Annotated in this window: 9 protein-coding genes; all 9 read right to left on the bottom strand. The window is 62.8% G+C overall.

The features are described from left to right. Positions 1–41 precede the first annotated feature (41 nt). On the bottom strand, positions 42–944 hold the full coding sequence (locus L1080_RS34020) for an SMP-30/gluconolactonase/LRE family protein (protein ID WP_250776710.1): 903 nt from the start codon (positions 942–944) through the stop codon (positions 42–44). A gap of 28 nt (positions 945–972) precedes the next feature. Beyond that, complete coding sequence (locus L1080_RS34025) at positions 973–2,286, bottom strand: MFS transporter (protein WP_250776709.1); 1,314 nt, start codon at positions 2,284–2,286, stop codon at positions 973–975. Positions 2,287–3,108: 822 nt separating this feature from the next. Beyond that, a complete protein-coding gene (locus L1080_RS34030; RefSeq protein ID WP_250776708.1) occupies positions 3,109–4,305 on the bottom strand; it encodes an acyl-CoA dehydrogenase family protein in 1,197 nt (398 codons plus the stop codon). Between the two features lie 35 nt (positions 4,306–4,340). Continuing rightward, on the bottom strand, positions 4,341–5,237 hold the full coding sequence (locus L1080_RS34035; RefSeq protein ID WP_250776707.1) for an LLM class F420-dependent oxidoreductase: 897 nt from the start codon (positions 5,235–5,237) through the stop codon (positions 4,341–4,343). Between the two features lies 1 nt (position 5,238). Further along, on the bottom strand, positions 5,239–6,849 hold the full coding sequence (locus L1080_RS34040; RefSeq protein ID WP_250776706.1) for an outer membrane protein assembly factor BamB family protein: 1,611 nt from the start codon (positions 6,847–6,849) through the stop codon (positions 5,239–5,241). 70 nt (positions 6,850–6,919) lie between these two features. After that, positions 6,920–8,392, bottom strand: a complete 1,473-nt coding sequence (locus L1080_RS34045; protein WP_250776705.1) for an aldehyde dehydrogenase — start codon at positions 8,390–8,392, stop codon at positions 6,920–6,922. Then, positions 8,389–8,688, bottom strand: coding sequence for a hypothetical protein (locus L1080_RS34050; RefSeq protein ID WP_250776704.1), 300 nt, complete (start codon positions 8,686–8,688; stop codon positions 8,389–8,391). The genes L1080_RS34045 and L1080_RS34050 overlap by 4 nt, the downstream gene beginning before the upstream one ends. Next, complete coding sequence (locus tag L1080_RS34055) at positions 8,685–9,107, bottom strand: Zn-ribbon domain-containing OB-fold protein (RefSeq protein WP_250776764.1); 423 nt, start codon at positions 9,105–9,107, stop codon at positions 8,685–8,687. Before L1080_RS34055 ends, L1080_RS34050 begins: the two co-directional genes overlap by 4 nt. A gap of 2 nt (positions 9,108–9,109) precedes the next feature. Then, a complete protein-coding gene (locus L1080_RS34060) occupies positions 9,110–10,240 on the bottom strand; it encodes a thiolase family protein (protein WP_250776703.1) in 1,131 nt (376 codons plus the stop codon). Position 10,241 lies beyond the last annotated feature (1 nt).

Here is a 10,241-nt window from a genome sequence, read left to right on the forward strand (position 1 = left end):
GAAAATCGCGCCAGATCGACTTTCGCCGAGCGTCATCATTGCTACGTCGGCCGAATATCGTTCCACTGTACCGGCGGCCGAACTATGTGCGACTCCAGTTTCGATCCAAGTCGTTGCAAGCACTCGGCGCGATCGAGTGACGGTGAAGAGCACAGGTAAAGTCGATCGCCGTCGACTCCGCCCACTGTGCACGCGAGGCAGAGTTGCTCGGTGTTCGTTCGTTCCAGGAGCGCTCCGTTTCTGTCGATACGTTGTGCAGCGCGACCGAATACGTCCGCTACCCACACGCAGCCCCATTGGTCGATCGCGATGCCGTCCGGCGCAAAACCCAGGAACAGTTCTGTCCTGTTTGCCAATCCCCCGTCGGGTCGCAGATCGTACCGACTCAAACGTGCTCCGAAGGATTCGGCCACGAAGAGAAGATTACTTTTCTCGTCGATGACGATTCCGTTTGCGAAAGACAAGCCTGATGTAACTTCCCGATACTCTCCGTCGGGATCGACTAGGAACACGCGACTTGACTCAGGGCACTCGAAGGTTCCGCTCGAAACCCGCTCGATATCAGCGGAGGTCGTCAGATATTCATGGGGGTCGAAGCCGGTTTCCCCGACGTAGCAACGGCCGGAGGTATCGACTGCCAGGTCATTGAGGGTGGTCGCGACTGTTTCGGACAGATCCGCGTGGACCACCAAACCGTTGTCGTCGAGTCGGAGAATCTGCCGTTCTGCCATCAGAACGATCAATAATCGTCCGTCCGGCAACCAACCGATACCACCGGGCGATCCGGGGACTTCAACTGTGGATTCGCCGCTGCCGTCTGGAAGTACGGACACTACTCTGTTCAGATGCATGTCGACGAACCAGAGGCGACCCTCGTGCCAGCGCGGGCACTCGGTAAACGCGAATCCATCTGTCAGCACTGTGCTTGCATCCTGTTGATGCACTTGGTATCTCCTTAAAGATTGGACATTGTCAGGTATGCGAATCAATACTTCCGGCATGGGAGGGATCTAGCTGCCTTCCTACCGCTTGGTCTTTTCTGTTCCTCCGCGGTAGAAGGGCGGCGAGTGCCGCGCCGACCAGGCCAAATGCTGCGAATACGAAGAAGCTTGTTGCCACACTGCTGCCACGCGCGACAAGGAACCCGATGAGCGTTGGCCCTCCCAGTGCTCCAACTCTACCGGCGCATGAGATCCAAGAAAGTGCTGCAACTCGGGAGGTTGCTGGATAGTCAGTGGCGACGAAACCCGACATGAGCAATTGGGCTCCCAGCGTTCCCGCGCCGGCGACGAAAATGAGGATGTACACAGCGACTACCGGAAGCGCAAGGCTCAATGCCAGAATGCTGACGGATGCGGACAAGAAGACGCATAGAATGACGACTCGGGGGCCCGAGATGTCAGCACGCCGAGCAAGTATTGGCGGCACTATTGCCGCGCCCAGGTTTAGCGCTACTAGGAACATCAACGCAGAACCCAGCTCGTAGCCGTTGGACCGCATCAATTGCGGCAGCCAGGTATTGAGACCGTATGTCAACATCAGCCCACAGGCGCTCATCAAACCAAAGATCAGTGTGCGTATCCATGTGCCGCCTGCAAAGAGTGCTATCGGACCCTTCACCACCGGAGTTGTTTCGGCAGGTGGCCGCTTGCTTCCATGCCTAGATGCGTTGGTGGCGCGGCCACCAGATTGGCCTTTCGATGCCAGGATTGATGGCGATTCGTGAAGGCAGAGGACCATCAAAGGGACCAAGGTGACGAGCGGGAGGCTTCCAAGTGCGAAGAGGAATCGCGCGCCGAGTGGCTCGAGGGCAAAGAACCCGATCAAGGCTGCTACGACCCCGCCGATTGGATACCCGGACCAGGCGATTGCGCTGTAGCGATTTCCTTTGCCTTCAGGGGCAAATTCGACCGCAAGGGCCGCCACCAGAGGTACGAAAGCGCCTATTCCTAAACCGACCATGAAACGTGCTCCCCCCAGAATTTGAGCGTCGGGAGCCGCGGCGCATACTGCCATCCAGGCTGAAAACCAGACGCAGGAGGTGATGGTCAGGGTGCGTCTGCCGGTGAAGTCGGCCAACGTTCCGGAGGTAATTGATCCTATGAGCATGCCGACGACCGTCAGTGTGCTGATCAGGCCCGCCTGCGCTGGCCCCATGTTCCATTCATCGGACGAAAGGAGTTGCGGCAGTACAGTTCCGTACGCGACTAGGTCGTATCCTTCGAATGCTAGGCCGAAGAAGCACAATGCTACGACGGGCACTCGGTGCTGTAGTGCTGTTTTCATGTAGACGTGTTCCTCATGTGTTGGGGTGTCAACGGAATTTGATGCCGGAGGAAGTTCGAGTGCGCGGTTTAAGTTCAGGCAGGTTTCTCGGTAAGTGACTGTTTCCCGCGATACCAGCGGTGGTCACTTTGGGTATCAGTGGATCTCGACGCGGCCGGCGATTCATTCATGGTGTTGCATAAGACTGGCCGTGAAGCCGGATGGATCGGGGCGGCCTGGGCGACATCTGGCTGTGCCGCTGCCGATCATTGATCGCTTCGCAGCCGGTTGGCGGTGCCGCTTATCGACCGGGTTTGGCTATCGACCCTCCTTTATCGCCGGGTCGTCCGAGGAAGTTCTTGGGCGAGTGGCATCGCCGCGAGGGCTGCAACGCACTATCGCCGCGGCGGATAGACACTTCCTATCTGATTCGTCCATTTCGGGATGGGAACTGACGTCGCCGAGGATTTGCCAGAGTCTCTCGGCGAAGCGGGCTTCTGACATGCCGAATCGAACGAAGATCTCATCTGCGGGTGGACCGCCGAACGCTGCCCAAATCCGGGCGCACCTGACGATGTCTGCCGCGTCTGGAGACAGGCGATAGTTCTTCTCCTTGCGCAGTTGCGCTCGGCTTCTTTGGCGTCGTGTTCGGTAGGCATGAATCTCGTTTTCGACTTGGGCTGGTCCATCTACTTCTTGAAGGTCGCGCATGCTCGGTCCATCGGCTCTCGCACCCATGTGTGCTCGTTGAGCGTTGTCGTGCGTCTCGGGTGCATCGTGGATGTGGTTGAGGGAGTCACGGGTGGGGGGACGTGGTGACCTGGACGGTCGCCGGGGCCCGATTCATCTGCGGGAGCGGTATTCCCGGAGTAGGCCGCGGCTAATGATGGTTTTCTGGATCTCACTGGTGCCCTCGCCGATGAGCAGGAAGGGCGCCTCGCGCATGAGGCGTTCGACTTCGTACTCTGTGGAGTACCCGTAGCCGCCGTGTATGCGGAAAGCGTCCTGCGTGACCTCGGCGCAATACTCGCTGGCCAGCAGTTTCGCCATTCCGGCTGCCACGTCGTTACGCTCCCCGGTGCCCTTCATCCGGGCCGCGTTGACCATCATGAGATGTGCTGCCTCGACCTTCGTCGCCATCTCGGCCAGCTTGAATGCGATTGCCTGGTGCTCGGCGATCGGCCTGCCGAAGGTTTTGCGCTGTTGCGCATACTCGATTGCCAGCTCGAACGCCCGGATCGCGATTCCGCATGCGCGGGCCGCGACGTTGATCCGGCCGACCTCGACGCCGTCCATCATGAACGAGAAGCCCTCGTTTGGAGCCTCTCCCAGGATCTGGGTGGCGGGGATGCGGAAGCCGTCGAAGACCGCTTCAGTGGTGTCTACCCCCTTGTAGCCCATCTTGGCGATCTTGCCCGGAATGGTCAGTCCCGGCGTCACCTCACCGAAGCCTTCTGGCTTGTCGATCAGGAAGGTCGTGAGGTTGTGATGGGGTTTCGTTGCATCTGCACCGGTGCGAGCAAGCAGCGCGATCAGATTCGACGATCCGCCGTTGGTCAGCCACATCTTCGCCCCGTCGATCACGTACTCGTCACCGTCCCGTGTGGCGCGAGTCTTGATTGCTGCCACGTCGGAGCCCAGCTCCGGCTCTGAGATCGAAAACGATCCCCTGATCTCGCCTGTTGCCATCTTCGGCAGATACTTCTGTCTCTGCGCCTCGGTTCCGTGTCGGGAGATCATGTGCGAGACGATGAAGTGTGTATTGATGACCCCGGACACGCTCATCCAGCCACGAGCGATCTCTTCCACCACCAGCGCGTACGTCAGAAGCGACTCACCGAGGCCCCCGTACTCTTCGGGGATAGTGAGACCGAAGAGACCCATCTCTTTCATTCCCTCGACGATCTCCGTTGGATACTCGTCGGCGTGTTCCAACTCGTGTGCATGGGGAATGATCTCCTTGTCCACGAATGATCGCACGGCGGACAGGATTTCTGATTGAACCTCTGACAGACCTGCAGTCTGAGCCAGACTGGTCATTGCTTAACTCCTTGTTTTGGGTTTGCGGAGGTGGTTCACCGCAGCAACGCGAGGACACGGGCGAAGTCGTGCATCGCCGGCTCCGGCACCGTGAAGTAGGTGATCCCGAAGTTGTCACGGTGGCTGCGGAGGGTGTCGGCGATTTCTTCTGGTGGCCCGGAAAGGATGGTGGGGATTTTCACCAGTTCGTCGTCAGACATCCGGTTGTCGAATCGTCGTAGGTTTGCGACGGCGCGCCGCCTGTCGCCGTCGATCGCGACCGCGTGAACGAGCAGATTGAGTTCGAGCTGCGCGAACCTCTCGCCGGCGGCGTCTTTGACGTGCGCGATCCTGCCCGCAAGCGAGTCCGCGTTGACAAGTCGCAGCCTTCCCGGTTCGTCGCCCGGCGCTGCGCCGCTGAAGCCGATGCTGTTCGCGTGCTCGGCGGCGAGTCGAAGTACGCGGTCGCCGTTGCCGGCGATCATCAGGGGCGGCATCGGATGTTGGGCTGGTTGCGGATGGTGATTCTGGTCGGTGAGAAGGCTGCGTATTTCGAGGACGGTGCGTTTCAAATGGTCGATACGGGCGCCCGTGGGCTGCCATGGCAGGCCGGCGGCATCGAATTCGGCTTTGACGTAACCGGTTCCCAGTGCCACTTCCAGGCGCCCATCTACCATCTGGTCGGTTCCCGCGAGGTCCCGTGCGAGGAGTGCGGGGTTGTAGAAACCGGCGTTGAGAACGAAGACAGCGAGCCGAGGCCGCTCGGTGGCCTCCGCCGCCGAGACCAGCGCCGGAAATGGTGCAGGAAGACCGAGGTGGTCGGGTACAGCGATGACGTCGTACCCGAGGTTCTCGGCTTGCCGGCACCGTCTTTGCCATTCCGTACGCGAGGCCACGGTGAGCAGGTTGACGCCGAATCTGAAGGGAGGTGCGTCCAGTGCGCGTTCGGTCATATCAGGGCCACCTGATCGCATACACCGAGTTCTCGCGGTCGGCGGAGACGAAAATTGTCCCGTCTGATCCGATAGCCAGTCCCCCCGACCGCCCGTACGGCTGGGTGAGGTAGCCGACGGCAAGGTCCTGTGACAGGACCTGATGTTCGTTGGTCAGCGGGTCGACGGACAGTACCCGGCCTGCTGCGGTATCCAATACGGCGAATGACCCGTCCGGTGCAATAGCGATCGCTCGGGGTGCCCCCAGCTCAGACGCGACTTGTGTGACTGTCTGGGTGGTGGCGCCGATCTCGAGGAGTTTGCCGCCTGCCGTGTCTGTTACCAGTACATCGCCCTGCTCGGTGACGGCAAGACCAGTCGGGGTGCCGAGACCTTCGGCGTAAGGACGGCGATCTTCACCGGCAACACGAAGCAGACGGCCTCTCGCGGGTTCCGAGATCACCAGGCTGCCGTCCGCCAACTCCACGGCATCGGCGGGTTTGTCGAATCCGTGGAATTCATGGATAGGCCGTCCCGTCGTGCGGTCAACCACCTGAACCGTGCCGACCAGTTCCGAGGTCAGCACGAGATGCTGGCGAGAGGCGCTGATCCCTGACGGGAATTCCAGTTCGGAAGACAGGCGGCGGGCTATCTCGGTGACCTTGCCGTCTGCCGGGTCCACGGTTCGCAGTGCTGTGCTGTCGGCGACGTATATGGTGCCGTCTTCTACCGCGATGTCCCGGGGGTAGGCCAACGGGCTTTGAGTGAGAGTCCGGGTGTTGCCGTCGGCGAGGTCGACCTCGAGGACACTGCTGTCGGCCATATTGCTCACGTAGGCATGATCTGTCGGACCGATTGCCATGTTGTCGGGTGCGGCGGGCACTACGGCGACCGTAACCTTCTCTCCTGTCGTTGGATCGAGGCGGATGAGTTCGCCGGTTGCCCCGTCGAGTACGTGGAGCTGGTCTCGCGTATCGAAACGGACCGAGACCGGTTGACGGAAACCTGCGGCGAGGGTGACGGCGGCGCCGCTACTCGGGTCGATTCGGACCACCTCATCACGCTTGCCGAGGGGACCGTAGATCATTCCGTCAGGTCCGAAGGTGAATGCGTTGAGTCCCCCGATGTCTCGGGCGACGAGCCGAGGAGGCACGACCCCGGCGGGATCTACCTCCCACAATCCGTCGGCGAAGAACGTCTGCCCGACGTAAAGGCGTTGCCCGGACCGGTCGAAAGCGATCCAGTTGACGCCCGGTAGGTCCTGCGCGACCGTCCGGGTCTGTCCGTCCGAGTCGCGTCGTTTCACCGAGCCGGCCACGGGGTCGGTCCACAGGATGTCCCCGGAGGGTGTGACGACGAGATCGTCGGATCGGCCGTCCGGCTGGGCAACCACCTCGCTGATCTCCCCCGTCTCGGGGTTGATTTCGGAGATCGTCTCGCTGGCGAGGCCGGCCGCAAGAATTCTGCCATCGGGCGCAAGGGCCAGGCCGTTGATGGTGTGCAGCGTGGAACCGGTGGCAATGGGTTCGGCGAGGCGGTCGGTACTTGAATTGCTGGCTGTACAGGACGGGGTCAGAGCGAGGCCGGCAATCATCACAGTGGCCGTCAGGCGGTGTCGAGTGAGGATCGGCAAGGTGGGTTCCTCCGCAGTGGACGTCGATACACCTTCGGGGCCGTGGTCGACGGCCCCGAAGGCAGTGGGCTCATCGGTGGAGCTGATCGGCGCTCGCGTAGATGGACTTGTACTCGAGGTAGTTGTCGAGTGCCTCGGGCCCGAGTTCGCGACCGAGACCGCTGCTTTTCATGCCGCCGAACGGTGCACCGAGGTCCTGAAGGTAGTAGTTCACCCCGATCGTGCCGGTGCGGATGCGGCGTGCCACAGCAAGGCCGCGCTCTTCGTCCGACGTCCAGACCGACCCGCCGAGCCCATACTCGCTGTCGTTGGCCAGCCGTACCGCTTCGTCATCGCCGTCGTAGGGAGTGATGGTGACGACCGGACCGAAGATCTCCTCCTGAGCGATTCGCTCGGAGTTGTCGACGTCGGCGAAGACGGTAGGTTCGACGAACCAGCCGCGCGATAGTGCCGCCGGACGGGCGCCGCCTGCGACGAGGCGGGCGCTGGACCGTTTCCCGGCGTCGATGTAGCCCAGGACACGTTCGAGCTGCGCCTGGCTCGCCATGGGTCCGCATGTGACGGCGGGGTCGAGCGGATCGCCGACGATCATGTCACGGGCGAAGTGTGCGACGGCGTCGACCACCTCTGCGTACCGAGAACGCGGGGCCAGGATGCGTGACTGCACGGTGCAGGTCTGGCCGTTGTTCTGGAAGGACGCGTCGCCGAGCCCGGCGACGAAGGTAGCTATGTCGGTGTCGTCGAGCACGATTGCCGCGGACTTTCCACCCAGTTCCAGGGTGCATCGGCGGATCAGCCGCCCACATTCGGCCCCGATGAGACGGCCCGCGGCGGTCGAACCTGTGAATGCGATCTTGTCCACTAGCGGGTGGGAAACCAGCGCGGCGCCTGCCTCGCGGCCCGCGAGCACGATGTTCAATACTCCCGGCGGCAGACCGGCTTCGATGGCGGCGTCTCCGAGGATGTAGCCATCGAGCGCCGTCTCCGGGGACGGTTTGAGAACGACGGTGCAGCCCGCGGCGAGTGCTGGGGCAATCTTCATCATCGCGAGGACCTGCGGATAGTTCCACGGCGTGATCGCACCGACGACTCCGACAGGCTCCCGGCGGACGATTGTCGCGCCGGACGGGCTGGGCCTGGCCTCTTCGAGCGGCATCGTTTCGATGAGGTCCGCGTACATCCGCAACAATCCAGCGGGCGCGGCACCGTTGAATGCGTTGGACAGCGCGATGGGCATGCCGTTCTCGCGGCTGACCAGGGTGGAGGTTTCGTCGGCGCGCGCGGAGAGCGCGTCGGCGAACCGACGCATGACGGTTGCTCGCTCCGCTGCCGTGGTGTGACCCCAAGGTCCTTCGAGGGCACGGTGCGCGGCGTGGACAGCGGCGTCGATGTCTGCGTCCGTGCCGAGGGATGCTGTTCCCAGCGGTGTTCCGGTCGCGGCCTCGAGTGCCACATGAGTGTCGCTTCCGCGCGGCATGACCCATTCGCCGTCGATGAAGAAGCGGGTGCGCTCTAGTTCGGTTCGCGCTGCGGTAACGGTCATCGTGTCTCCTTGTACTCGTTCTTCGGATGGGCCGGCGAGCCGATATGCCGCCGGTCGAGTGAATCGCCGGTCGCGGCAACGTGTCCGGGCACTGCGCCCCGATAGTCGTCGGTGCCGTGGGCGGGCCCGGTGCATTCACCCGTAGGGTCGTGGCCGTCCACGACGACGTGCTCGGGCAGGGCCGGGCTGAGTTGTTGTCCGCCAGCACATACACCTGGCTGCGCCACGATCTGCCGCTGGTCCCAGCGGCGGAACTCGGACGCGCCGACGGCAGGACTTACCGGTGGGCCCCTCACCGGGCCTCCTCGCGGACAGGTCGGAAACGCACCTCGGCAGCGCCGCCGAGCCCGAAGACCGGCTCGACGGGCATGCCGACGGACAGCTCCGCCGGCTCGGCCGCGACGATGTTCGTGATCAGCTTCGGCCCCTCGTCCAGCTGGACCACTGCGACGGTGTACGGCGGCTGCGGTGCAGGTTCGGGCAAATACGCCTTGTGAAAGACGCAGAACGACCAGACTCTGCCGTGGCCCGAGGCCACCTCCCATGCTCCTGACGCGGTGGCTGAGCAGTCGGGGCAGACGGTGCGCGGGGGAAATTGGGCGAGGCCGCACACGGTGCAGCGGGTGATCCGCAGTTGACCTTCGCGCAGTCCGTCCAGGTAGGAGGCGAGTCGGGCGGTTGTCGGTACCTCGGCTGCGTCGGACACATACGTCATAGTCACGGCTCCGTTCCATAGATGATCGAGGTCACGATCGGCGAGGAGCACGTCCATTGGATGAGCGAGACGTCCGGAACCTGTCGGGGCCCGCATTCTCCGCGTAGTTGGCGAACGGCCTCGACACTCAGTCCCCATCCCTGCAAGTAACTTTCGGAAAGGTGGCCGCCCGAGGTGTTCACCGGAAGGTCGCCGCGGATTCCGATCCGTCCGTCCTGGATGAACTCGCCGGACTCTCCCGGCGCGCAATAGCCCAGCCCTTCCAGCGTGAACAGCACGTTCGGGCTGAAGTTGTCATAGATCATCAACGCGTCGATGTCGGTGCGCTCGCGGCCGGCGAGCCGCAGGGCGCGGGCGCTGGCGTCGCTGATCGCGCCAGCCCAGAAATCCTCTGGCGGAAAGTCGGAATTGACCAGCTGCCCCTGTTGCGCGGCGCCGAGAACGTAGACCGGGGGGCGAGGGTGGTCCGGCGCGGCTTCCGGGACAGTCAGGATCAGTGCCACACCACCGTCGTTGATCAAGCAGTAGTCCAGCAGATGCAGCGGTTCGACGACGTAGCGGGAGGTGAGGTAATCCTGCATCGAGACGGGTTTGCGCATCACGGCGTTCGGGTTGAGCCGGGCGTGTTCACGAAATGTCATCGACACCGCGGCGAGCTGCTCCTCTGTGGTGCCGTAGAGGTGGCGGTGACGCTGCAACATCATCGCGTAGAACGCGCCGGGCGAGGTCATACCGTACGGCAGCATGAGGGAGGGCGACGTGCCGTAGCCCTCCCCGGCGCCCCCATAGGTCGCCCGTGCGGAGGCTCCGTCGTTGCCGTAGACGAGCGCGACGGTCCGGCATTGACCGGTGGCCAACGCGGCCAACGCGGTCTGTACGGCGACTCCGGCCATCCGGCCCTCGGCGGGAAGGTGTGTGACCCAACGTGGTTGAATTGCGTTATCTGAGGCGATTGCTTCGTAGCTGCTGACCCGGCTGGTGATGAGACCGTCGATGTCGGCCGGGGTGAGTCCGGCGTCCGCGATGGCTTCGCGGAGCGCCCACCCTCCCAGGTCGTCCGCGGACAGCCCGGGGAGTCGACCGAAGGTGGTCGTTCCCACTCCGACGACGGCCGCACGTGGTGATGTCGTCACG

Source organism: Rhodococcus sp. MSC1_016 (genome assembly GCF_023667485.2).
Classification (GTDB): Bacteria; Actinomycetota; Actinomycetes; order Mycobacteriales; family Mycobacteriaceae; genus Rhodococcus_F; species Rhodococcus_F oxybenzonivorans.